We start from the raw sequence: 22,949 nt of genomic DNA on the forward strand, positions 1-22,949 counted from the left end.
CCGTGAACGCGCGCCATCCCGCCCTGCTGTCCACCGACCCCGAACTCGCCGCGCTCGTCGCCGCGGAGGAGCGGCTGCAGTCGGACACCCTGCGCCTGATCCCCAGCGAGAACTACGTCTCGGCGGCCGTGCTGGAGGCCTCCGGCACGGTCCTGCAGAACAAGTACAGCGAGGGCTACCCGGGCCGCCGTTACTACGAGGGCCAGCAGAACATCGACCGGATCGAGGCGCTGGCGGTCGAACGGGCGAAGGGCCTGTTCGGCGTGGACCACGCCAACGTCCAGCCGTACTCCGGCTCGCCGGCGAACCTCGCGGTCTACCTGGCGTTCGCCGAGCCCGGCGACACGGTGATGGGCATGGCGCTCCCGATGGGCGGCCACCTCACGCACGGCTGGGGCGTCTCGGCGACCGGTTCGTGGTTCCGCGGCGTGCAGTACGGCGTCCGCCCGGACACCGGCCGCATCGACTACGACGCGGTCCGCGACCTGGCCCTGGCGGAGCGCCCGAAGGTCATCTTCTGCGGCGGTACGGCACTGCCCCGCACGATCGACTTCGAGTCCTTCGCCTCGATCGCGAAGGAGGCGGGCGCGGTCCTCGTCGCGGACGTGGCCCACATCGCCGGCCTGATCGCGGGCGGCGCCCACCCCTCGCCGGTGCCGTACGCGGATGTCGTCTCCACGACCACCCACAAGACGCTGCGGGGGCCGCGCGGGGCGATGCTGATGTGCCGCGAGGAGCACGCGAAGGCCATCGACAGGGCGGTCTTCCCCGGCCTGCAGGGCGGGCCGCACAACCAGACCACCGCCGGCATCGCGGTGGCCCTGCACGAGGCCGCGCAGCCGTCGTTCGTGACGTACGCCCACGCGGTGGTCGCCAACGCGAAGGCGCTGGCGGCGGCCCTGCGGGAGCGCGGCTTCGACCTCGTCTCGGGCGGCACCGACAACCACCTGATCCTGATGGACCTGACCCGCCAGGGCGTCCCGGGGAAGGTGGCGGCGAAGGCGCTGGACCGCGCGGGCATCGTGGTGAACTACAACACGGTCCCGTTCGACCCGCGCAAGCCGTTCGACCCCTCCGGCATCCGCATCGGCACGCCGTCGCTGACCTCGCGCGGGCTGAACACCACGCACATGCCCGTGGTCGCCGACTGGATCACGCGGGCGGTCACGGCGGCGGCCAAGGACGACGAGTCGGCTCTCGCCGCGATCCGCGGGCAGGTGGCCGACCTCCTGGCCCACCACCCGGCCCCGGGCCTCCCCACGGCCTGACCCCGCCGGCCCCCGCCGGCCCCGGCCGGCCGGGCGGCGGCCCGCTCAAGCGCCGCTCGGGCTCAAGGGTGCGGCCTCCGCTCCGGGCTGTGGCGTGGCGCCCCACGTGTCCGGGCGGAGCCCCCGCTCCGGGCCGGTGCCGGTCGGGACGGTGGGGCGGGGCGGGGGTGCGCACCTGAGAGAATGGCGGCATGGCCTCTGATCGTCCGCGCGCACTCTCCGGCATCCAGCCCACCTCCGGCTCCTTCCACCTCGGGAACTACCTCGGAGCCATCCGCCAGTACGTCGCCCTGCAGGAGACGCACGACGCCTTCTACATGGTCGTCGACCTGCACGCGATCACCATGCCGCAGGACCCCAGGGACCTGCGCGCGAACACCCGCCTGTCCGCCGCGCAGCTGCTCGCCGCCGGCCTGGACCCCGAGCGCTGCACGCTCTTCGTCCAGAGCCACGTGCCCGAGCACGCCCAGCTCGGCTGGGTCATGAACTGCATCACCGGCTTCGGCGAGGCCAGCCGGATGACCCAGTTCAAGGACAAGTCCGCCAAGGGCGGCGTGAACAACGCCAGCGTCGGCCTGTTCACGTACCCGATCCTCCAGGTCGCCGACATCCTCCTCTACCAGGCGGACGCCGTCCCCGTCGGCGAGGACCAGCGCCAGCACATCGAGCTGACCCGCGACCTCGCCGAGCGCTTCAACCAGCGCTTCGGGCAGACCTTCACGCTCCCGCAGGCGTACATCGTCAAGGAGGTCGCCAAGATCTACGACCTCCAGGACCCGGCGATCAAGATGTCGAAGTCCGCCTCCAGCCCCAAGGGCCTGATCAACCTCCTCGACGCGCCCAAGACCACCGAGAAGAAGATCAAGAGCGCGGTCACCGACACCGACACCGTGATCCGCTTCGACGCCGAGAACAAGCCCGGCGTCAGCAACCTGCTCACCATCTACTCCACCCTCACGGGTACCGCCGTCCCGGTCCTGGAGGAGAAGTACGAGGGCAAGGGCTACGGCGCGCTCAAGACCGACCTCGCCGCCGTGATGGTCGATTTCGTCACACCGTTCCAGCAGCGCACCCAGGAGTACCTGGACGACCCGGCCGAGCTGGACGCCGTGCTGGCCAAGGGCGCGGCCAAGGCCAGGGAGGTCGCCGCCGGGACCCTCGCCGAGGCCTACGACCACCTCGGCTTCCTCCCCGCCCGCCCCTGACCGGAGCGCGGACGACCGAAGCCTCTGGCCGACAGGGGGGTGCTGGCCCCACACTGGGGGCGGCACACCGTAGCCACAGCCGACGCACAGACACGACGAGGAGACACACGTGGGGACCGTAACGCTCGGCGTTTCGATCGCGGTCCCGGAGCCGTACGGCAGCCAGCTCCAGCAGCTGCGCGCCGGCTTCGGGGACGCCGCCGCGCACGGCATCCCCACGCACGTCACCCTGCTGCCGCCCACCGAGGTGGAGACGGACCGGCTGCCGGAGATCCGGGCGCACCTGACCCGGGTCGCCGCCGCCTTCCGTCCCTTCCCGATGCGGCTGTCCGGCACCGGCACCTTCCGCCCGCTCTCCCCGGTCGTCTTCGTCCAGGTCGTCGAGGGCGGCGCGGGCTGCACCCGGCTGCAGGGCGAGGTCCGGGCGTCCTCCGGCCCGCTCGACCGCGAGCTGGCCTTCCCCTACCACCCGCACGTCACCGTCGCCCACGGGATCTCCGAGGAGGCGATGGACGCGGCCTTCGCCGAACTCGCCGACTACGAGGCGGACTGGCTCTGCGACGGCTTCGCCCTCTACGAGCAGGGCTCCGACGGGGTCTGGCGCAAGCTGCGCGAGTACCCCTTCGGCAGCGGCCCGGCCGGGGTCCCGGCGCAGGCGTGCTCCCCGGTGGACGAGCCGACCGTACGCCGCCCCTGAGGGAGGGCACGCACGGCCAGGTACCGGAGCCTGCGCAGGACCAGGGCATGAAAAGTCACAGTGGACGACCGTAGCGGGCAAAAGCCGCAATCCCGACCATTTCCGAGCGCTCATTTACGGTGAGGCATGGACTGGCTGAAGAACCTGCCCCTGATCGGGTCCTGGGTGACCCGCCTGATGCAGACCCACCTGTGGCGTTCCTACGACCGCCTCGACCGCGAGCACTGGAGCCGGCTCTCCGCCGCCATCACCCACATCAGCTTCCTCGCGCTCTTCCCGCTGATCACGGTCGCCGCCGCGGCCGGCGCCGCGCTGCTCACCGACGAGCAGCTCAAGCGGCTGGAGGAGGTCCTCGCCGAACAGGTCCCCGGAATCTCCGACCAGCTCGACATCGGCGCCCTCGTCGACAACGCAGGCACCGTCGGCCTGGTCGCCGGCGTGATCCTGCTGTTCGCCGGCATCGGCTGGATCGGCTCCATGCGGGACTGCCTGCGCGCCGTGTGGGACAAGGACGACGAGGACGAGGGCAACCCGGTCGTCCGCAAGGGCAAGGACGGCCTGGTCCTGCTGGGGCTGGGCGGGGCGGTCCTGGTCTCCGCCCTCGCCTCCGTGCTGGGCTCCTCCGCGGTCGGCCGGTTCGGGGAGTGGCTGGGCATCCCGGAACGCGGCGCCGGCGGGGTGGTGCTGCGCTCCGGGGCCTTCGGGGTGGGCGTGCTCGCCGCGTTCCTGCTGCTGCTCTACGTGCTGACCCTGCTGCCGGGCGTGGAGCCGCCGCGGCGCCGCCTGGTGCAGGCGGCGCTGATCGGCGCGGTCGGCTTCGAGCTGCTGAAACTGCTGCTCAGCGGCTACATGCGGGAGGTGGCCGCGAAGAGCATGTACGGGGCCTTCGGCGTGCCCATCGCCCTGCTGCTGTGGATCAGCCTCACCGCGCGGGTGCTGCTGTTCTGCGCCTCCTGGACCGCCACCGGCGCCGCCACCGACCCCGACCCGGACCCCGGTACCGCCGGCGAGCGCGAGCAGGAGGCGGAGATCACTCCTGGGGGTGAACCCCGGTCCGCTGCCCGCGCGGACGGCGCGGCCAGCGCCGGTTGACCACGAACGCCCCGCCGGCCACCACCGCCAGCGCCCCGCCGGTCACCCCGAGGGCCGTGCCGAACCCGCCGGCCTGCGGTGCGGCCGCCGCCGGGGTGTTCTCGTGGGACTGGGCGGGGGAGCCGTGCGGCTTGGTGTCGGCGCTCTTCGGCGGCACCAGCTCGCCGACCGGCTTGACCTTGCCGGCCGCGCCGAAGCCCCAGTCGAACAGGGCCGCCGTCTCCTGGTAGACGGCGTTCCCGCCGCCCGCGCTCGGGTTCATCACCGTGACCAGCAGCTTCCGGTCGCCGCGCTGCGCGACGCCGGTGAAGGTGGACCCGGCCATCGAGGTGGTGCCGTTCTTCACCCCGGCGATCCCCTTGTACGGGGACAGCCCGGACGCCCCGGTCATCAGCCGGTTGGTGGTCTGGATCTCGAAGGAGTCGCGGGGCTTCCCGGGCTTGTGCTCGCCGGGGAAGTTCGCGGTCGCCGTGCCCGCGTACTCCCGGAAGTCCTTCTTCTGCATCCCGGACCGCGCGAACAGGGTCAGGTCGTACGCGCTGGAGACCTGCCCGGGAGCGTCGTACCCGTCCGGGGTCACCACGTGGGTGTCCAGCGCCTGGAGCTCCTCGGCGTGCGCTTGCATGTCCTTGACGGTCTTCTCGATGCCGCCGTTCATCGCGGACAGGACGTGCACGGCGTCGTTGCCGGAGCGCAGGAAGACCCCGAGCCACAGGTCGTGGACGCTGTACTCCAGGCCCTCCTTGATGCCCACGGTGCTGCTGCCCGGGCCGATGCCCTCGGTGTCCGCGTAGCTGACCTTGTGCACCTTGTCCTTGGGCAGGGAGGGCAGCACCGTGTCCGCGAAGAGCATCTTCAGGGTGGAGGCCGGGGGCAGCCGCCAGTGCGCGTTGTGTGCCGCCAGCACCTCGCCCGACTCGGCGTCGGCCACGATCCAGGACCGCCCGGTGAGGTTGGTGGGCAGCGCGGGGGCACCGGGCAGCAGGTTGACCTGCGTACCGGGCTGGCCGAGCCGGGCCCCGCCGACCGTGGACATCTGGGAGGGCGGTGCGACCGCCTTGGCCGCCGCGTTCCCGGGCGCGAGGGCGGGGGGCGCGCCGCCGCCGGGCTTGGGGTCGTCGGCGTGCGCGGGGGCCGTGAGCATGGCGGGCGCCAGCATTGCGGCGGACAGGACCGTCAACGCGGTCTTCTTGGCAGACACGATGGTGAAATTACCTTCCTTTTGTCAGACTGCCTTCCTCGTTGGGCCAACCTGCCGCAACGTCTGCCGGGACAGCCCACCCCGACGCGTCCGTCCTGGGGACGGAGCGGATACTGGCCACATGAAACTTGGCCGCGCAGCCTCCTGGTTCCTGCTCGCGTTCGGGGTCTGGAGCTGGTTCATCTGGGTGACCTTCGTCCGGAACCTGTACAAGGACGCCAGCGGTCTCGCCTTCGACCGGGCGGGTGACCCGACCGCGTACTTCTGGGTGCACCTGCTGCTCGCGATCACGTCCTTTCTCCTGGGGACGGCGGTCGGCCTGATCGGGTTGCGCGGGGTCCGCGCGCTGCGGCGCGAATCACGTACGGCGCCCGGGAACGGCGGTCAGCGGTGACGGTGCTGATCGTCGTCGTCGCCCTGGCCGTCCTCGGGCTGCTCGGCCTGGTGCACCGCTGGCTGTGGATCCGGCTGGTCCGCGACACCACCGCCGCCGGCTCACGGGCCCGGCGGGTGCTGACGGTCCTCGCCTGGGTGCTGCCGCTGCTGTCGGTCGCCGCGCTGACGGCGGGCCGGGCCGGAGCCCCGTTCCCGCTCCAACAGGCCGTGTCCTGGCCCGGATACCTGTGGCTCGCGGTACTGCTGTACCTCGTGCTGGCGATGGCCGTGGCGGAGCCGGTGCGCGCGCTGTGGCTGCGCCGTACGGCCCGGGTGCCGGCCGGGTCGGCGGTGCCGGCCGGGTCCGCGGCGCCGGTGCCGGTGGCCCCGTCGGGAGAGCCGGCCGTGGAGCCGGCCGCGGACGCGCCGCAGGGCGTTCCCGCCGCGGCGGAGCCGGGAGCGGGGGCGGAGCCGGGCGGGACGGACCCCGCCCGGCCGTCGCTGAGCCGCCGGACCTTCGTGGCCCGCAGCCTGGCCGGTGCGGCCGTCGCGGCGGCCGGCACGACCGTCGGCTACGGCACGTACGGGGTGCTGCGCGGCCCGCGGGTGAAGCGCGTGACCGTCCCGCTGGCCAAGCTGCCCCGCGCGGCGCACGGCTTCCGCATCGCCGTGGTCAGCGACGTCCACCTCGGCCCGGTCCTCGGCCGCGCCCACACCCAGCGCATCGTCGACGCCGTCAACGGCACCCGGCCCGACCTGATCGCCGTGGTCGGCGACCTCGTCGACGGCTCGGTGGCGGACCTCGGCCGGGCCGCCGAGCCGCTGGCCCGGCTGCGCGCGCGGCACGGCGCGTACTTCGTCACCGGCAACCACGAGTACTTCTCCGGCGCCGAGCAGTGGGTGGACCACGTCCGCGAGCTCGGGCTGCACCCGCTGGAGAACGCCCGCCGGGAACTCCCGCACTTCGACCTGGCCGGCGTCAACGACATAGCCGGCGAACGCGAGGGCCAGGGACCGGACTTCGGCAGGGCACTCGGTGACCGCGACCGGAGCCGCACCGCGGTGCTGCTCGCGCACCAGCCCGTGGTCATCCACGACGCCGTGGAGCACGGCGTGGACCTGCAGCTCTCCGGGCACACCCACGGCGGCCAGCTCTGGCCCGGCAACTACCTCGCCGACCTCGCCAACCCCACCCTCGCCGGGCTGGAGCGCTACGGCGACACCCAGCTGTACGTGTCCCGCGGGGCGGGGGCCTGGGGCCCGCCCGTCCGGGTGGGCGCCCCGTCCGACATCACCGTGGTGGAGCTGGCCTCGTACCGGGCGTGAGGCCGGTCAGCGCTTGCGCGCGGTGGCCGTCTGGGCCATGCCCGGCAGGAAGTCCGTGAACAGCTCGTGGACCTCGCGGACCAGGGGGCGCAGCACCCGGAACCGGGCCAGGACGATGCCCCGGGTGGTGAGCTGGGCGCCGCGCTGGGCGAGCCGGCGGGTCTTCTCGCTGTTCTCGGACCGGTCGAACACCCAGTACAGGACCAGGCCCATCTGCGAGAGCCACATCAGTTCCGGGAGGATGCCGGCGAGTTCCTCGGGGACCTTGGTCTTCGCCCCGGCCAGCACCTCGCGGTGGATGGCGATGGCCTCGTTGCGGGCGGGTTCCGACTCGGGGGAGAAGGGGCTGAGCGGACTCTCCGGGTCGGCCGCGTTCTTGAAGAACTGCGAGGCGAACTCGTGGTACGGGGCCGCGATGTCCAGCCAGGAGGTCAGCACCCCGGCCAGGCGGGTCTGCAGGTCGGTCTCCTGGTCCAGGATGGGCCGCACGGCCGCCTGGTGGGCCGCGCTGATCCGGTCGTAGAACCCCTGGACCAGGTGTTCCTTGGACTCGAAGTAGTAGTACGCGTTGCCCACGGAGACCCCCGCCTCCTTGGCGACGGCCCGCATGGTCGTCTTGTCGTAACCGCGCTCCTGGAACAGCCGGAGCGCGGTTTCGAGGATGAGCGTGCGGGTCTGCTCGCTCTTGGGGGCCTTCTGCTCTGTCACGGTGTCCGAGCCTATCCGGGGACGGCGCACCGGTCGTCACAGGCCACCGTCCCGCCGGGGCGGGTGGCCCCGCGCCAGGCGGCGGCGGTGGCCATGGTGGCCCGGGCGAAGGGCCGGCCCGCCGGGGTGGCGAGCCAGTTGGCCTTCGGCCGGTGCTCGGCCAGGGCCCAGAGGCAGACGACGAGCGCCTCCGGGCCGGTCCAGACCTGGCCCGCGTCGCCGACCACGGTGATCTCCCGCAGGGTGGCGCCGTGGTCGAGTTCCGGGAAGAGGCGACGGGCCTCCTCGGAGCCGGCCGGCACCAGCCGGAGCGGTACCAGCCAGCGCTGCCCGAGGAGCCAGTGCCGGACGTGCACGCAGAGCGGGCACTGGGCGTCGTAGAGGACGGTCAGCCGGTTCACCGGCCGGCCGGGCGCGGCTGCGGTGGCCATGGCCTAGGCACCGGCCGGAGCGGTCCACCCCTGCGGGGCGACGGGCGGGGTCTGCTGGCGCTCCATGATGCCGCGCCGCCGGATCTTGTTGAGCACCCACACGTTGCCGAGGTGCATCACCCCGAGGACCAGCAGCACCACGCCGAGCTTCACCGACAGCGCCTCGAACAGCGAGCGGGCGTCGGCGACCGCCTCGGCCGACTTCAGGTAGAGGGCGACGAAGCCCAGGTTGACCAGGTAGAAGCCGACCACCAGCAGGTGGTTGACGGCGTCCGCGAGCTTCTCGTCGCCGTGCAGGACGTCGGCGATGAAGACGCGTCCGTTGCGGCTCAGGGTCCGCGCGACCCAGACCGTCAGACCGACGCTGATGAACAGGTAGATGACGTACGCGACCACGGTGAGGTCCATGCCCCCCGCCTCCTTGAACGTGTTCAAAGTCTTGGCAGGACTGACTCTAGGCCTGTTTTTGAACAAGTTCAAGCTCGGATTTGAACGCGTTCGAGGCGCAGATGGCGGGCGGTGGACTCCGCTGCCGCAGGGGGGCTCCGAGGAGCGGACGCGCGACGCATATGATCAGCCCGCCCCGCGCGCCGACCACGCGCGGGCCGACCGACAGACACACATGGGGGAACCATGAACCTTCGACGTGCCCTGGTGGGCCTCGCCGCGCCCGCCCTGCTCCTCGCCGCGCCCGGCTCGGCCGGCGCCGCCGCCGCCGCACCCGCCGCGCCCGCCGATCCCTTCGCGGCCTGCGCCTCGCGCGACGCCTACCCGAAGACCCGGATGACCACCGAGCTGGTGGGCATGCCCGAGAAGATGACCGCCGGTACCTGGACCCCCTTCACCTTCCGCGTGAAGAACACCTCCAACGGCGCTCTGAAGGCGGTGGGCGTGCAGGTGGACGCGGGTGCCACGCAGTACGCGCCGGTGCGCGAGGACCGGAAGACCGTCGTGCAGTGGTGGGACTGGACGGCGCGCCGCTGGCAGCCGGTGCCCCCGGGCCACCTGGCCTTCCAGGCCGTACCGATGTACGTGAAGGCGGGCGCCGTCAAGGACGTCAAGATGCGGATCCAGGTGTCCGGAGGCGCCGGCGAAGCCCTCGGCGAGGTCATCGAGGCGGGCCGCTACATCACCGCCGGGAACACCTGCGGGTACGCCAACACCATGCACCTCTACCCCTTCACGGTCGCCCCGAAGCCCGCTGCCTGAGCGGCGCGCGAGAAGGGCCCCGCCCCCGGTGCGGAACCGGGGTGCGGGGCCCTCGTGCTGCGGGTGACCGGACGGTCAGAAGCGGCGCGTGATCAAGGCGCGCTTGACCTCCTGGATCGCCTTCGTGACCTCGATGCCACGCGGGCAGGCGTCCGTGCAGTTGAACGTGGTGCGGCAGCGCCACACGCCGTCCTTGTCGTTCAGGATCTCCAGGCGCTGCTCGCCCGCCTCGTCACGCGAGTCGAAGATGAAACGGTGCGCGTTGACGATCGCGGCCGGGCCGAAGTACTGGCCGTCGTTCCAGAACACCGGGCAGGAGGAGGTGCAGGCCGCGCAGAGGATGCACTTCGTCGTGTCGTCGAAGCGCTCGCGGTCCTCGGCCGACTGCAGGCGCTCGCGCGTCGGCTCGTTGCCCTTGGTGACCAGGAACGGCATGACGTCCCGGTACGCCTGGAAGAAGGGCTCCATGTCGACCACGAGGTCCTTCAGCACCGTCAGGCCCTTGATGGCCTCCACGGTGATCGGCTTCTCCGGGTTGATGTCCTTGATCAGCGTCTTGCAGGCGAGCCTGTTCTTGCCGTTGATCCGCATCGCGTCGGAGCCGCAGATGCCGTGCGCGCAGGAGCGCCGGAAGGTCAGCGAGCCGTCCAGGTTCCACTTGATCTTGTGGAGACCGTCGAGCACGCGCTCCTTCGGGTCGATCTCGATCTGGAAGTCCTGCCACTCCGCCTCGGCCGAGACCTCGGGGTTGAAGCGGCGGATCCGGAAGGTGACCGTGATGTACGGGGAGGCGGCGGACTCCGCCTCCACCTTGTCGAGGGTGGGGGTAGCCATCAGTACTTACGCTCCATCGGCTGGTAGCGGGTCGTGACGACCGGCTTGTAGTCGAGTCGGACGGAGTCCGAGCCGTCGGCCGCGACCTCGCGATACGCCATGGTGTGGCGCATGAAGTTGACGTCGTCTCGGTTGGGGTAGTCCTCGCGGTAGTGACCGCCGCGGGACTCCTTGCGCGCCAGCGCGGACACGGCCATGACCTCGGCCAGGTCGAGCAGGTTGCCCAGCTCGATGGCCTCCAGCAGGTCGGTGTTGAAGCGCTTGCCCTTGTCCTGGATCGAGACGTTCTTGTAGCGCTCGCGCAGCTCCGCGATCTTCTCGACCGCCGTCTTGATGGTCTGCTCGGTGCGGAACACCATCACGTTGGCGTCCATCGTCTCCTGCAGCTCCAGGCGCAGGTCCGCGACCCGCTCGTTGCCGGTGGAGTTGCGGAGCCGCTCGACCTGCTCGGCCACGAGGGCCGCCGGGTCCTCCGGCAGCTCGACGAAGTCGTTCTCGGCCGCGTACCTGGCCGCCGCGATGCCCGAGCGCTTGCCGAAGACGTTGATGTCCAGCAGCGAGTTGGTGCCCAGGCGGTTCGCGCCGTGCACCGACACGCACGCGACCTCGCCGGCCGCGTACAGGCCGGGGACGACGGTGGTGTTGTCCGCCAGCACCTCGCCCTCGACGTTGGTCGGGATGCCGCCCATGGCGTAGTGCGCGGTGGGCTGGATCGGGATCGGGTCCGTGTACGGCTCGATGCCCAGGTAGGTGCGCGCGAACTCGGTGATGTCCGGCAGCTTGGCGTCCAGCTGCTCCGGCGGCAGGTGCGTCAGGTCCAGGTACACGTGGTCGCCCTCGGGGCCGCAGCCGCGGCCCTCGCGGATCTCCGTGTAGATGGAGCGGGAGACGACGTCACGGGACGCGAGGTCCTTCATGACCGGCGCGTACTTCTCCATGAAGCGCTCGCCGTCCTTGTTGCGGAGGATGCCGCCCTCACCGCGGGCGCCCTCCGTCAGCAGGATGCCCATGCGCCAGATGCCCGTCGGGTGGAACTGGAAGAACTCCATGTCCTCCAGCGGCAGGCCGCGGCGGTAGCAGGCCGCCTGGCCGTCACCCGTGAGGGTGTGCGCGTTGGAGGTCACCTTGAAGAACTTGCCGGTGCCGCCGGACGCGTAGATGACCGCCTTCGCCTGGAAGACGTGGATCTCACCGGTGGCCAGCTCGTACGCGACGACGCCGGCGGACTTCTTGACGCCGTCGACCTCGGTGATCAGCTGGTCCAGGACGTAGAACTCGTTGAAGAACTCCACGCCCTCCTTCACGCAGTTCTGGTACAGCGTCTGGAGGATCATGTGACCGGTGCGGTCGGCCGCGTAGCAGGAGCGGCGGACCGGGGCCTCGCCGTGGTTGCGGCTGTGGCCGCCGAAGCGGCGCTGGTCGATGGTGCCGTCCGGGGTCCGGTTGAACGGCAGGCCCATCTTCTCCAGGTCGAGGACGGCGTCGATGGCCTCCTTCGCCAGGATCTCGGCGGCGTCCTGGTCGACCAGGTAGTCACCGCCCTTGACCGTGTCGAAGGTGTGCCACTCCCAGTTGTCCTCCTCCACGTTGGCCAGCGCGGCGGCCATGCCGCCCTGCGCGGCGCCCGTGTGGGAGCGGGTGGGGTAGAGCTTCGTCAGCACGGCGGTGCGGCTGCGCTTCGTCGCCTCGATGGCGGCGCGCATGCCGGCGCCGCCGGCGCCGACGATGACGGTGTCGTACTTGTGGATCTTCATGAGTGTGTCGCCTCAGCCCCGTTGCCTAGCGGATGTTCGGGTCGAAGGTGAAGATCACCAGCGTGCCCAGGAGGATGGTGAACACCGTGGCGGTGTAGAGCAGGCCCTTCAGCCACAGGCGCGTGTTCGCGCGCTCCGCGTAGTCGTTGATGACGGTACGCAGGCCGTTGGCGCCGTGCAGCATCGCCAGCCACAGCATCAGCAGGTCCCAGATCTGCCAGAACGGGGACGCCCAGCGGCCCGCCACGAAGGCGAAGCCGATCTTCGAGACGCCGCCGTCCAGCACCAGCTGGATCAGCAGGTGGCCGATGACCAGGACGACCAGCACGATGCCCGAGAGGCGCATGAACAGCCACGCGACCATCTCGAAGTTCCCGCGGGTGGACCGCGGGGTCTTGCCGGTGCGCTTGCGCGGCGCCTCGATGTACGGGGCGGGGTTGTCGACGTCGTACAGGCTCGCGCCCTCGACGTCGCCGATCGCGGAAGAGGTGTCAGAGGACATCGGCGTCACTTCCCGAACAGTTCAGCAGCCGCGTGGCCGAGGACGGGGTAGATGGCTCCCGCCATCAGCACGACCCAGATGCCCACGACGGTCCAGAGCATCTGCTTCTGGTAGCGCGGGCCCTTGGACCAGAAGTCCACGGCGATCACACGGAGACCGTTGAGCGCGTGGAAGAGGATGGCGGCCACGAGGCCGTACTCCAGCAGCGCGACGATCGGAGTCTTGTAGGTGGCCACGACATCGTCGTACGCCTCGGGCGAGACGCGGACGAGAGCGGTGTCGAGGACGTGTACGAACAGGAAGAAGAAGATGAGGACGCCGGTGACTCGATGAGCCACCCAGGACCACATTCCTTCCCGGCCGCGGTACAGCGTTCCAGCCGGCACGGAAAACCCTCCGGAAGCGAGGCGAGGGCCGCCGGCTTCTTTGTCGGTCGGGCCCGGCCGGGTACGGTCCACCGGCCCCGGACATCGTAGCGACGTGTTGTCGGTTCCTCCGCGCCGGGGCCAACGGTGTGATCAAACAGGCACGGACGGGCTATCCCACAAGGGCGAACAGGGTGAAACCGGGCGCAGATGGCCGTCCGGATCCGTCAAGTCGCCGGCCGGGTCCGTCAGGTCCGCGGACGCCTCGGCGAGCGACAGCAGCCGAGCGCGGGCCAGCCGGCGCAGTTCGTCCGCCGCGACCGCCCGCTCGTCGTCCACCGCGTGGGCCAGCCGCGCCTGGATCCCGCTCAGCACCACGTCGATGTGGTCCCGCGGGTCGTGGCCGTCCAGGCAGATCACGAACGCGTGTCCGAACAGCCGCTCGTACTCGGCGTGGGCCGCGCCCAGCGCCAGTTGCGCCGCGTACGGGGCGTCCGCCCGCAGCCGCGCCGAGGGCTCCGCGCGCAGCGCCTCCGTCAGATCGGCCGGCGACAGGTCGTACGCGGCCTCGTCGGCCGCCGCCAGCAGTGCCGCCGCGTCCGGGTACGGGCGGTGCGCCGCCACCCGGTGCGCCCAGCGCCGGCTGGCGCAGCAGCGCAGCAGTGCCGCCTCGGCCTCCTCGGCGGAGGCCGCGTTGAACCGGGCCAACGCGCTGCCGCGGATCTGGGCCGGGAGGTGGCTGGACAGCGGGGGGCTCCTCGGGACGTGTCGGGGTGTGCCGCAACGCTATCGACGCCGGAACGGGACCGGCGTACGGGACGGCCGGATTTCACCCGGACGAGAAGGGCCGGGGAGGTGTAAAGAGAGGTGACCGGCACGGAGAAGGCGACCGAGGCCGCCACCCCCCACAGGAGAGGCCCCGGCCGCCATCCGACACGGACTCGTGCGACAAGCCCGTATCCCTGTCAGCGTCCCGAGTGCGTTTTGTGTCACACCTCGCTTCGCGCATGGATGGTTGCTCGTTGTACAACTCGTGGACGTCGGTGCTTGAAAGCCGTAACGTGCTGATTTGCGCAGGACGTACAGGACAGTGAACGGGTTGGGGACTTTGCTGGGGGACGACGCGGAGCTGACCGCCGCGGTGCTCGCGGCACAGCACGGCGACGAAAGCGCGTTCCGTACTGTGTACCGCTCCGTGCACCCGCGTCTGCTCGGGTACGTACGGACGCTCGTCGGCGACACCGAGGCCGAGGACGTGACCTCCGAGGCCTGGCTGCAGATCGCCCGCGACCTCGGGACCTTCTCCGGGGACGCCGACCGCTTCCGGGGCTGGGCCGCCCGCATCGCCCGCAACCGGGCGCTCGACCACGTGCGCATGCGCGGCCGCCGCCCGGCCATCGGCGGCGACGAGACGGAACTCACCGGGCGGGCCGCCGACTGCGACACCGCCGGCGCGGCCATCGAGTCCCTGGCCACCGGCCGCACCATGGCCCTCATCGCCCGCCTGCCCCAGGACCAGGCCGAGGCGGTGGTCCTGCGCGTGGTGGTCGGACTCGACGCCAAGAGCGCCGCCGAGACCCTCGGCAAACGCCCCGGAGCCGTACGCACCGCCGCCCACCGGGGCCTGAAGAAGCTCGCCGAGCTCCTGAAGGCCGAAATGGGAGCGGATCCCGATGCGGAAGTCGGCCATAATGCGTCAGGCCGCGCCGGGCCGGACGGCGGCGGCACGGTCGGCGGGGACCTGGACGCGGTCCCCTCCCCGCGCGGTGCCGGCGCGGATCTCGTAGAGCAGTCCGGTGTGACGCATTCACGTTGGCGGACGCAGAAGGACATGTGATGGCCGACGATCGCAACAGGTGGCTGGACGGGGACGCAGCGGACAGACTGCTGCGCGGAGAGCCGGTCGGGCCTGTCGCCGATCACCGGATCCGGGCCGAAGCGGCCCGCCTGCGCGCCGCGCTGGACGCCGTCGTGCCCGCGCCCGCTCCCCCCGGCCGGGAACTCCCCGGCGAGGCCGCGGCCGTCGCCGCCTTCCTGGCCGCCCGGCCGGAAACCGCCCCCGCGCGGCCGGAAACGGAAGCCCAAACGGAGCGCGCCGCCCCGGCCCCGGCCGAAACCGTCGTACGCCTCGGCAGCCCCGCCGCCGCGCGCCCGCGGCGCCGCGCCCCGATCCGCCTCGGGCTGGCCGCAGCGATCGCCGGCGTGGCGATCGGCGGCGTCGCGGCCGCGGCCGGCGCCGGACTGATCGACCGGGACCGGCACCACAGCGCCGGACCCGCCCCGGCCGTCTCCCTCACCACCGACGCCAACCCGCTGCGGCCGGACCCCGCCGACGGCACCCGCGCGCCGGGGCTGACCACCGACGGGTCGGACCCCCGCCACGACCACGGAGGCACCGCCCCCGGCACCCCGGTCCCCGGCTCCTCCGGCCAGGCCACGCCCGGCACGGGCGGGTTCACCGACGGCGGCGGCACCGGCGGGACCGGCCGCGACCCCCAACACGACACGCTGCGCAGCAGGGAGCCCGGCGGCGACGGCGGCGGCACCCCGGAACGCGATCCGGGCGAGCGGATCATCCGCGCCGCCGACCTCTGCCGGGACTTCCGGGCCGGACGGATCTCGGCCGAGGGACGCGAACGGCTGTCCCGCGCCGCCAAGGGCGTCCAGACCATCGGGCGCTTCTGCGACCGGCTGCTCGACGGCACCGGCGGTGACACGGGCAAGGGCGACCGGGAGGGCGAGTCCGGCCGCCAGGGCGGCGACGACGGCTCCGGCATCCTCGAAGCACCGCCGGTGCGCCCGGGCATGTCCGCCGTTCCGGCCCCGCCGGCCGGCGCGCGTGTGCTCTCGATCACTCCGGACGCGCGGCTGTAACACTTTCCGCGCCGCCGACGCAGTACATATCGAGCCGACTGGTCATCGGCCGCGCATGAGCCGGGGTTCCCCCCGTACCCCTGGGCTCTGCGCACCCGGCGCGGGCGGGGCACGTTCCCCCGGCCCTGCCCGCGCCCCCAATTCCCCGGCCCGACGGGCCCCGGGACGTCACCAGTAGACGACGACCTTGTCGCCGACGTTCACCTGGTCGAACAGGGCCGAGATCTTCCCCATGTCCCGGACGTTCACGCAGCCGTGCGAGGCCCCGTTGTAGCCGCGCGCCGCGAAGTCCGCCGAGTAGTGCACCGCCTGGCCGCCGCTGAAGAACATCGAGTACGGCATGGACGTGTGGTACAGCGTGGACGTCCACTTCCGTTCCTTGCGGTCCACCTTGAACGTGCCCTCACGGGTCGGGGTGTTCTCCGAACCGAAGCGGACGTCCATCGACGAGACCACCTTGCCGTCGATCATCCACGCCAGGGTGCGGCTCTCCTTGCTGATGCACATCACGCGGCCCTGCATGCAGCGCGGGTCGGGGGTGTCCAGCTCGTTGGTGGTCGGCGGGCGCAGCTCGTCCGTGGTGGGCTTGCGGCTGACTTCCTGCACCTTCCGCCAGGTGGCCTCGTCCACCGAACCCGACACGGTCAGCCCGTGCTTGCCCTGGAAGGCCCGGACCGCCGCCGTGGTCTTGGAGCCGTAGAAGGCGGTCGGGGCCGTCTTCAGGTGGCCGAGCTGGCGCAGCCGGGCCTGGAGCTCCCGGACCTTCTCGTTCTCGTCGCCGTTGGCCATCACGTACTTCACGGCCGGCGAGGCGGACGAGGACGCGGAGGCCGAGGGCGAGACCGGCGCGGAGGCGGACGCGGAGGCCGAGGCCGAGGGGGACGGCGAGCCCCCGCCCGCCTTGCCGTCGTCCGCGACGGGCGAGGCGCTCGCGCCCGCGGACGGCGCCAGCGCGGCCGGCGCCGCGGGCTTGCCCTCCTGCGGTCCGCACGCGGTGGCGGTCGCGGCGAGTACGACGGCCGTCGCGATGCCGAACGTGCGCGCGACGACTCTGTGGTTCAGGCGGTTCATCTCTCGTCCCCCGTTTCTCAGGTCTCCACCTGAACGATGCTCGGCGGGCGTGGACAGTTGCACACCGTGCCGAGATGTTGCGCCATCGTGACCGACGCCCGCCGCACGGCCGGCGCCTAGGGAGGTTTTGGTCGCATATGGCACACACCGAGAGCGGACTGCCCCTCGAACCCGTCTACGGACCCGAGGTCCTGACGGACTGGGACCCGGCGGCGAAACTGGGTGAGCCCGGGAGTTATCCGTACACCCGGGGCATCCACCGCGACATGTACGCCGGACGGCCCTGGACCATGCGGCAGTACGCCGGCTTCGGCACCGCCGCCGAGTCCAACGCCCGTTACCGGCAGCTCATCGCCGGCGGCGGCACCGGTCTGTCCGTCGCCTTCGACCTGCCCACCCAGATGGGCCACGACTCGGACGCCCCCCTCGCGCACGGGGAGGTCGGCAAGGTCGGCGTCGCCGTCGACTCGGTCGAGGACATGCGGGTCCTGTTCGAGGGGATCCCGCTGGACCGGGTCTCCACCTCCATGACCATCAACGCTCCGGCCGCGCTGCTGCTGTTGCTGTACCAGCTGGTGGGCGAGGAGCAGGGGGTGCCCGCCGGGCGGCTCACCGGCACCGTGCAGAACGACGTGCTCAAGGAGTACATCGCCAGGGGGACGTACATCTTCCCGCCCGGCCCCTCGCTGCGGCTGGTCGCCGACACCTTCCGCTACTGCCGCGAGGAGGTCCCCCGCTGGAACACCATCTCCATCTCCGGCTACCACATGGCGGAGGCGGGGGCCTCGCCCGTACAGGAGGTGGCGTTCACCCTGGCCAACGGCATCGCCTACGTGCGCACCGCGCGGGCCGCCGGGATGGCGGTGGACGAGTTCGCGCCCCGGCTGTCCTTCTTCTTCGTCGCCCGCACCACCCTGCTGGAGGAGGTCGCGAAGTTCCGGGCGGCCCGCCGGATCTGGGCCCGGGTGATGCGCGAGGAGTTCGGGGCCCGGGACCCGAAGTCGACGATGCTGCGGTTCCACACCCAGACGGCCGGGGTGCAGCTGACGGCCCAGCAGCCCGAGCTGAACCTGGTGCGGGTGGCCGTCCAGGGGCTGGCCGCCGTCCTCGGCGGGACCCAGTCGCTGCACACCAACTCCTTCGACGAGGCCATCGCGCTGCCGACCGAGAAGGCCGCCCGGCTGGCGCTGCGCACCCAGCAGGTGCTCGCCCACGAGACCGACGTACCGCACACCGTCGACCCGTTCGCCGGGTCCTACGCCGTGGAGGCCATGACCGACGCCCTGGAGGCGGCGGCGGTGGAGCTGATGGACCGGGTGGAGGCGATGGGCGGGGCGGTCGCCGCCATCGAGCAGGGCTTCCAGAAGAACGAGATCGAGCGGAACGCCTACCGGATCGCCCGCCAGACGGACAGCGGCGAACGGGTGGTGGTCGGGGTCAACCGGTTCGCCCTGGACGAGGAGGAGCCGTACGAACCGCTCCGCGTGGATCCGGCCATCGAGGTGCGCCAGCGCGAGCGGCTGGCCCGGCTGCGCGCGGAGCGGGACGGGGCGGCGGTGGACGCCGCGCTCGCGGGACTGCGGGAGGCGGCGGCCGGCACCGCCAACGTGCTCTACCCGATGCGGGAGGCGCTGCGCGCACGGGCCACCGTGGGGGAGGTGTGCGGGGCGCTCCGGGACGTCTGGGGCACCCACGTCCCGGTCGATTCCACATGGTGAAATCCGGCCGTGTCAGGAGCAAACCTATGTCACACTCCTGCGCATGCTGGGTGTCACCGATCTGCCGACCTATCTCGCCGCCCTGGTGCTGATCATCCTGCTGCCGGGGCCCAACTCGCTGTACGTGCTGTCCGTCGCCTCCCGCCGCGGCGTGCGGGACGGCTACCGCGCCGCCGCCGGGGTGTTCACCGGCGACACCGTGCTGATGGTGCTGGCCGCCGTGGGCGCGGGGGCGCTGCTCCAGGCCAGCCCGGTGCTGTTCGGCGCCGTGAAGGTGCTCGGCGCCGGCTACCTGGCCTGGATCGCCGTCGGGATGCTCCGCGCGGCCCTGGGCCTGTGGCGGGACCGCGGGTCGGCGGCCGGGGAGCCGGCGGAGGGCACGGCGGAGCGGCCGGAGGCCGGCTCCGGGGAGCGGCCGTACCGCCGGGCCCTGGTGGTCAGCCTGCTGAACCCCAAGGCCATCCTCTTCCTGCTGTCCTTCTTCGTGCAGTTCGTGGACCCGTCGTACGCCTATCCGGCGCTGTCCTTCCTGCTGCTCGGCGGCCTGCTCCAGCTGGGCAGCTTCCTGTACCTGAGCACGCTGATATTCAGCGGGGTCCGGCTGTCCGCGGCGTTCCGGCGGCGGAAGCGGCTCTCGGCCGGGGCGACCTCGGCCGCGGGCGTGGTCTTCCTGGGCTTCGCGGCGAAGCTCGCCGTCAGCTGACCCGCGCCGGCCGGCGGGCGCCGTCAGCCGGCCGTCAGCCGGCCGGCCGGTCCAGGGCCCGGCGCAGCCTCGGCCCGAAGGGGCGCTCCACCAGCCGGTGGATGAGCCAGGCGAGGCCGGCCATCAGGAGCAGGGCCGCCGCGAAGACGGGCCACGCGGGCAGGTCCAGCCGGCGGTGCAGGGTGTGGATCACCACCCAGCCCAGGTGCTCGTGCACCAGGTAGAAGGGGTAGGTCAGGGCGCCCGCCACGGTGAGCCACTGCCAGTCCATCCAGTCGAGCCGGCCCACCGCGACCAGGGCGACCAGCAGGAACGCCACCGTGACCAGGGCGATGATCACCACCGGCTCGCGGTAGGAGAAGAACTTCGGGTCGGGGGCGTGCCACAGCCCGGCCACCGCGTAGTGCTGGCCCATCAGCCAGCCGAGCGCGGCGACGCCCCAGCCGAGGAGGTCCCGGCGGTCGCGGTGCACCAGGTACAGGCCGATGCCGCCGACGAAGAACGGGGCGTACTCGGGCATCAGCGCGACGCGCAGCAGTTCGTTCCCGGAGGCGTCGGCGACCACCGCGGCGACCGACCAGACCGCGCAGAACACCAGGGTGCGGCGGCGCCCGCCGCCCGGCAGCACCACGCACAGCGCGAACAGCACGTAGAAGCGCATCTCGGCCCACAGCGTCCAGCAAACGCCGAGCACCCGCTCCGCGCCCATCGGCTGCTGGAGCATGGTCAGGTTGGCCAGGAAATCGCTCGGCGAGACGGTCTTCCACACCACGGTGGGCAGCGCGAACACCACGGTGACGAGGACGACCGCCACCCAGTACGCCGGGTAGAGCCGGGCCACCCTGGAGGCCAGGAACGCCCGCAGCGGCCGCCCCCAGGCGCTCATGCAGATGACGAACCCGCTGATGACGAAGAAGAACTGGACGCCCAGAGGCCCGTACGCGAACCAGGGCGCGGCCCCGGGGAACAGCTCGCGCGGTGAGACGCCCCAGGCCCTGGACACGTCCCCGCCGCGGCCGCCGAAGTGGTAGAGGGCCACCATCAGCGCGGCGAGCAGCCGCAGTCCGTCCAGCGCCCGCAGCCGGCCGCCGGTCCCCGCCGGGTGCTGCCCGGCGGGGGACTGCGGCCGCGGTGCGGGCAGCGCGGTCACGCTCACCCGGTGCGCCCGAGGGCGGCCCGGCGCAGCCGCCGGATGCGGCGTACGGCCCGGCGTACGGTCCTGTTGCCGGGCAGGAAGGACAGCTGGGCGGGGATGCCGCCCGGCAGGCCGAGCGCGGTGAGGCGGCGGCGCTTGAAGTACCGCCAGGTGTGCTCGTCCAGGTGTGCGGCGAGGTACTTCTCGGCGTCCGCGCGGCGGGCGGCCAGTACCTGGGACTGCATGGCGTAGCCGACGGCGGTGAGCAGGCCGGTCAGTTCCGCGCGGACCCGGTCGGGGCCGGGGGCGCTCCAGCCGCGGACCGCCTGCGCGTCGTCGAGGTCGGGCAGCAGGGCGTCCACCAGGGTCATCGGGACCCGGTTGCTGTTCTGGTAGGGCGTGACCCGGTCCAGCAGCCGGCCGGTGCCGGTGCGGGCGACGGGGAGGCCGTACAGGGTGGCGGCGGTGAGCAGCCCGGTGGAGAAGCAGCCGACCACCAGCGCGGGGCGCAGCTGCTGGTACAGCACCTCGGCCAGGACCGGTTCGGACAGGGTGTGCAGCCGGGCGCCGAGCCGGGCGGCCTCCTGCTCGACGGTGCGGGAGAACCGGGCGGGGGCGCTCGGGTGGGGCTTGAAGACGAGGTCGGTGTGGCCGAGGGCGTGGGCGCCGCGGACCATGGCCACGTGCAGGGCGTCCTCCTCCTCGGGGGTGAGGAGTTCCAGGGCGGACAGGTACTGGCCGAGGAGGAGGGCGGAGCCCTCCGGCACGTCCGCGGGCCGCGGCGTACGGCGGGAGAGTTCGGCGAGCACCTTCAGGAAGGTCTCGCCGGGCACCAGTTCGGAGGGCACCCCGAACTCGGTGAGCAGCAGCGGCTCCAGCCCGGGGACCAGGTCCAGGTGCAGCACCCGCCGGATGCGGGTGCCGAGCTGCGGTTCGAGCTTGAAGCGGGTCGGGCCGTAGCTCATCAGCCCGTCGGCGTAGACCTCGACGGCGGCGCCGGGGAAGAGCTGGCACAGCGCCTGGGCGGGGGAGACCTGGATGGACTCGACGACCAGTTCGACCCGGTCCTCGCCGAGGTCCCACAGGGCGCGCAGCTGACGCTCCCACAGCGGCACGTCCTCGGGGCGGGGGGACCAGCTGCTCGGGTGGTAGGGCTCGATCGTCCGGTTCCAGTCGATCACGTGGTCGAAGCGGTCGGCCAGGGCCTCGAAGCCGGGCATGTCTGCCAGGCCGGGAGAGACCTCCGGGACCGGAGCGTTGTTGCTGGTGAGCAGGATGCGCCGGTCGGCGGTGCCGAAGCCGCCGGCGTCGATCGCGGCGGCGAGGGTGGCGGTGCCGTAGAGGGTGGAGGCGAGGAAGACCTGGGTGGTGCGGCCGTTCATCAGGCGGCCGCCCCGGTGCGCCGGCGCAGGCGTCGCAGCAGCTGGGAGCGTTCGACGTCCATCGAGTCCAGGGCGTCACGGAGTACCGCCTGCGGCATTCGGCCGAGAGCTTCCGCGCTCATGGAACGGAGTTTTTTCGCCACGGCCGGTTCGAACCTTTCGATGGATCCGATGTGGTGCGAGATAATTGCACAATATGTGCGAACTGCTTTCGGGAGCAGTCGGTCGGCATCCGGGTCCGCGGCGGTGTCCGCGATCACCTGGTCGAATGCGCGGATGAAATCCAGCTGCCTGATGTCGCCGATCTGCGTCAACGAGGTGGAGATCCCGCGCCGGTAGAAGATTCCGGGCATTCCGACCGCGGCGAAGGAGCCGGCCCCGCGGTGCAGCCGCCAGATCCACGGCCGGTCCTCGGCCGTCCGCAGCCCGTCGGTGAAGTGCAGCAGCCCCCGGTCCAGCAGCCGCCGGTGGTACATCCCGGCCCACGCGTACGGGTAGTCCACCGCGGTCGGCCGGTCGGCCGGCAGGATCCCGCCGCGCGGGTCGGCCACGACGCCCTGCGGACCGTAGTGGATCCGCTGGACGGTCCGCGTACGGCCCGTGACCTGCACGTGGTCGTTCCGGACGAAATCGCAGCCCAGGGCCTCGATGGCGGCGAGGGTGCGGGCCAGGTGGCCCGGCGCCAGCCAATCGTCCCCGTCCAGGAACGCCAGGTACTCGCCGCGCGCCGCGTCCAGCCCGGTGTTCCGGGCGGTGGCCAGGCCGCCGTTCCGCTCGTGTCTGAGGTGCACCGCCCCCGGCAGCTCGCGCGCCGCCCGCTCCAGCAGCCCGGGGGTCCCGTCCGTCGAACAGTCGTCCACGAGGACGAACTCGAAATCGTCCCGCGCGTTGAGTTCGAAGCTTTTCAGGGCATCCGGCGCGTACGTCTGCACGTTGTAGAACGGCACGACCACAGAGAGCTTGACCACCCGCGAGACATTAGGGCGCCGCACGGCATTCACCATGGACCGTGCGAGGCATTCGCATGAACGGACGGCGACCAGCCTGTTAACCCGCCCCGATATCCGTCCGGCCCTCGGCGGATTCTCATTGTGTCGAC

24 protein-coding genes are annotated in these 22,949 nt (G+C 72.1%); 11 read left to right on the plus strand and 13 right to left on the minus strand.

Features of this window, described 5'->3' with window-relative positions; all coding sequences use genetic code 11:
- Window positions 1-2: 2 nt before the first annotated feature.
- From glyA to ACFY61_RS13630, 4 genes are all read left to right on the plus strand, one after another.
- On the plus strand, window positions 3-1,268 hold the full coding sequence (gene glyA / locus ACFY61_RS13615; protein ID WP_389471010.1) for a serine hydroxymethyltransferase: 1,266 nt from the start codon (window positions 3-5) through the stop codon (window positions 1,266-1,268).
- A 191-nt stretch (window positions 1,269-1,459) separates the two neighbouring features.
- Window positions 1,460-2,473, plus strand: a complete 1,014-nt coding sequence (gene trpS / locus ACFY61_RS13620) for a tryptophan--tRNA ligase (protein ID WP_389471013.1) — start codon at window positions 1,460-1,462, stop codon at window positions 2,471-2,473.
- Window positions 2,474-2,582: 109 nt separating this feature from the next.
- Window positions 2,583-3,170 (plus strand): 2'-5' RNA ligase family protein, encoded by a 588-nt coding sequence (locus tag ACFY61_RS13625; RefSeq protein ID WP_389471016.1) that lies wholly within the window; start codon window positions 2,583-2,585, stop codon window positions 3,168-3,170.
- Between the two features lie 126 nt (window positions 3,171-3,296).
- Window positions 3,297-4,262, plus strand: coding sequence for a YihY/virulence factor BrkB family protein (locus ACFY61_RS13630; protein ID WP_389471019.1), 966 nt, complete (start codon window positions 3,297-3,299; stop codon window positions 4,260-4,262).
- Here the strand turns inward: ACFY61_RS13630 and ACFY61_RS13635 are convergent.
- Window positions 4,201-5,466: a D-alanyl-D-alanine carboxypeptidase family protein gene (locus tag ACFY61_RS13635; protein WP_389471289.1), complete on the minus strand. Its 1,266-nt coding sequence runs from the start codon at window positions 5,464-5,466 to the stop codon at window positions 4,201-4,203. The two genes, ACFY61_RS13630 and ACFY61_RS13635, sit on opposite strands and share 62 nt — an antisense overlap.
- 118 nt (window positions 5,467-5,584) lie before the next feature.
- Here ACFY61_RS13635 and ACFY61_RS13640 point away from each other — a divergent pair, with 118 nt between their 5' ends.
- Both ACFY61_RS13640 and ACFY61_RS13645 read left to right on the plus strand, forming a co-directional pair.
- Complete coding sequence (locus tag ACFY61_RS13640) at window positions 5,585-5,857, plus strand: SCO4848 family membrane protein (protein ID WP_389471022.1); 273 nt, start codon at window positions 5,585-5,587, stop codon at window positions 5,855-5,857.
- 2 nt (window positions 5,858-5,859) lie between these two features.
- On the plus strand, window positions 5,860-7,164 hold the full coding sequence (locus tag ACFY61_RS13645; RefSeq protein WP_389471290.1) for a metallophosphoesterase: 1,305 nt from the start codon (window positions 5,860-5,862) through the stop codon (window positions 7,162-7,164).
- 6 nt (window positions 7,165-7,170) lie between these two features.
- Here ACFY61_RS13645 and ACFY61_RS13650 read toward each other — a convergent pair whose 3' ends face one another.
- The 3 genes from ACFY61_RS13650 to ACFY61_RS13660 are packed head-to-tail and all read right to left on the minus strand — an operon-like array spanning window position 7,171 to window position 8,711.
- The gene (locus ACFY61_RS13650) at window positions 7,171-7,872 is read right to left on the minus strand and encodes a TetR/AcrR family transcriptional regulator (protein ID WP_389471025.1); all 702 of its coding nucleotides are present in this window, start codon (window positions 7,870-7,872) and stop codon (window positions 7,171-7,173) included.
- 11 nt (window positions 7,873-7,883) lie between these two features.
- Window positions 7,884-8,303, minus strand: coding sequence for a thiol-disulfide oxidoreductase DCC family protein (locus tag ACFY61_RS13655; protein ID WP_389471026.1), 420 nt, complete (start codon window positions 8,301-8,303; stop codon window positions 7,884-7,886).
- 3 nt (window positions 8,304-8,306) lie between these two features.
- Window positions 8,307-8,711, minus strand: coding sequence for a hypothetical protein (locus tag ACFY61_RS13660; RefSeq protein ID WP_389471028.1), 405 nt, complete (start codon window positions 8,709-8,711; stop codon window positions 8,307-8,309).
- 225 nt (window positions 8,712-8,936) lie between these two features.
- On the opposite strand from ACFY61_RS13660, the gene ACFY61_RS13665 reads away from it, so the two are divergent.
- Window positions 8,937-9,512, plus strand: a complete 576-nt coding sequence (locus ACFY61_RS13665) for a hypothetical protein (RefSeq protein ID WP_389471031.1) — start codon at window positions 8,937-8,939, stop codon at window positions 9,510-9,512.
- Window positions 9,513-9,587: 75 nt separating this feature from the next.
- On the opposite strand, the gene ACFY61_RS13670 is transcribed toward ACFY61_RS13665, so the two are convergent.
- From ACFY61_RS13670 to ACFY61_RS13690, 5 genes are all read right to left on the minus strand, one after another.
- Window positions 9,588-10,346 carry a succinate dehydrogenase iron-sulfur subunit gene (locus tag ACFY61_RS13670; RefSeq protein ID WP_389471033.1) on the minus strand — a complete coding sequence of 253 codons (759 nt, stop codon included), beginning with the start codon at window positions 10,344-10,346 and terminating at the stop codon, window positions 9,588-9,590.
- Window positions 10,346-12,100, minus strand: coding sequence for a succinate dehydrogenase flavoprotein subunit (gene sdhA / locus ACFY61_RS13675; RefSeq protein ID WP_389471035.1), 1,755 nt, complete (start codon window positions 12,098-12,100; stop codon window positions 10,346-10,348). Before sdhA ends, ACFY61_RS13670 begins: the two co-directional genes overlap by 1 nt.
- Before the next feature lie 25 nt (window positions 12,101-12,125).
- Window positions 12,126-12,602, minus strand: coding sequence for a succinate dehydrogenase hydrophobic membrane anchor subunit (locus ACFY61_RS13680; protein ID WP_389471037.1), 477 nt, complete (start codon window positions 12,600-12,602; stop codon window positions 12,126-12,128).
- Window positions 12,603-12,607: 5 nt separating this feature from the next.
- Entirely contained in the window at window positions 12,608-12,988 is a 381-nt protein-coding gene (gene sdhC, locus ACFY61_RS13685) for a succinate dehydrogenase, cytochrome b556 subunit (protein ID WP_389471039.1), read from the minus strand.
- A 132-nt stretch (window positions 12,989-13,120) separates the two neighbouring features.
- Window positions 13,121-13,675: a 2-oxo-4-hydroxy-4-carboxy-5-ureidoimidazoline decarboxylase gene (locus ACFY61_RS13690; RefSeq protein WP_389471042.1), complete on the minus strand. Its 555-nt coding sequence runs from the start codon at window positions 13,673-13,675 to the stop codon at window positions 13,121-13,123.
- Between the two features lie 400 nt (window positions 13,676-14,075).
- Here ACFY61_RS13690 and ACFY61_RS13695 point away from each other — a divergent pair, with 400 nt between their 5' ends.
- Together ACFY61_RS13695 and ACFY61_RS13700 are read left to right on the plus strand one after the other, a co-directional pair.
- A complete protein-coding gene (locus ACFY61_RS13695) occupies window positions 14,076-14,804 on the plus strand; it encodes an RNA polymerase sigma factor (RefSeq protein WP_389471293.1) in 729 nt (242 codons plus the stop codon).
- Complete coding sequence (locus ACFY61_RS13700) at window positions 14,804-15,841, plus strand: hypothetical protein (RefSeq protein ID WP_389471044.1); 1,038 nt, start codon at window positions 14,804-14,806, stop codon at window positions 15,839-15,841. Before ACFY61_RS13695 ends, ACFY61_RS13700 begins: the two co-directional genes overlap by 1 nt.
- 168 nt (window positions 15,842-16,009) lie before the next feature.
- Here ACFY61_RS13700 and ACFY61_RS13705 read toward each other — a convergent pair whose 3' ends face one another.
- A complete protein-coding gene (locus ACFY61_RS13705) occupies window positions 16,010-16,912 on the minus strand; it encodes a peptidoglycan-binding protein (RefSeq protein WP_389471047.1) in 903 nt (300 codons plus the stop codon).
- A 137-nt stretch (window positions 16,913-17,049) separates the two neighbouring features.
- Here ACFY61_RS13705 and ACFY61_RS13710 point away from each other — a divergent pair, with 137 nt between their 5' ends.
- Complete coding sequence (locus ACFY61_RS13710) at window positions 17,050-18,630, plus strand: methylmalonyl-CoA mutase (RefSeq protein WP_389471048.1); 1,581 nt, start codon at window positions 17,050-17,052, stop codon at window positions 18,628-18,630.
- Window positions 18,631-18,673: 43 nt separating this feature from the next.
- Window positions 18,674-19,333, plus strand: coding sequence for a leucine efflux protein LeuE (gene leuE, locus ACFY61_RS13715; RefSeq protein WP_389471051.1), 660 nt, complete (start codon window positions 18,674-18,676; stop codon window positions 19,331-19,333).
- Between the two features lie 34 nt (window positions 19,334-19,367).
- Here the strand turns inward: leuE and ACFY61_RS13720 are convergent, their stop codons facing one another.
- The 3 genes from ACFY61_RS13720 to ACFY61_RS13730 are packed head-to-tail and all read right to left on the minus strand — an operon-like array spanning window position 19,368 to window position 22,818.
- Window positions 19,368-20,483: an acyltransferase family protein gene (locus ACFY61_RS13720; protein ID WP_389471295.1), complete on the minus strand. Its 1,116-nt coding sequence runs from the start codon at window positions 20,481-20,483 to the stop codon at window positions 19,368-19,370.
- A gap of 2 nt (window positions 20,484-20,485) precedes the next feature.
- Window positions 20,486-21,850 (minus strand): polysialyltransferase family glycosyltransferase, encoded by a 1,365-nt coding sequence (locus ACFY61_RS13725; protein ID WP_389471053.1) that lies wholly within the window; start codon window positions 21,848-21,850, stop codon window positions 20,486-20,488.
- Window positions 21,850-22,818 (minus strand): glycosyltransferase family 2 protein, encoded by a 969-nt coding sequence (locus tag ACFY61_RS13730; protein ID WP_389471055.1) that lies wholly within the window; start codon window positions 22,816-22,818, stop codon window positions 21,850-21,852. The genes ACFY61_RS13725 and ACFY61_RS13730 overlap by 1 nt, the downstream gene beginning before the upstream one ends.
- Window positions 22,819-22,949 lie beyond the last annotated feature (131 nt).

It is taken from the genome of Streptomyces sp. NPDC012888 (assembly GCF_042900645.1).
Classification (GTDB): Bacteria; Actinomycetota; Actinomycetes; order Streptomycetales; family Streptomycetaceae; genus Streptomyces.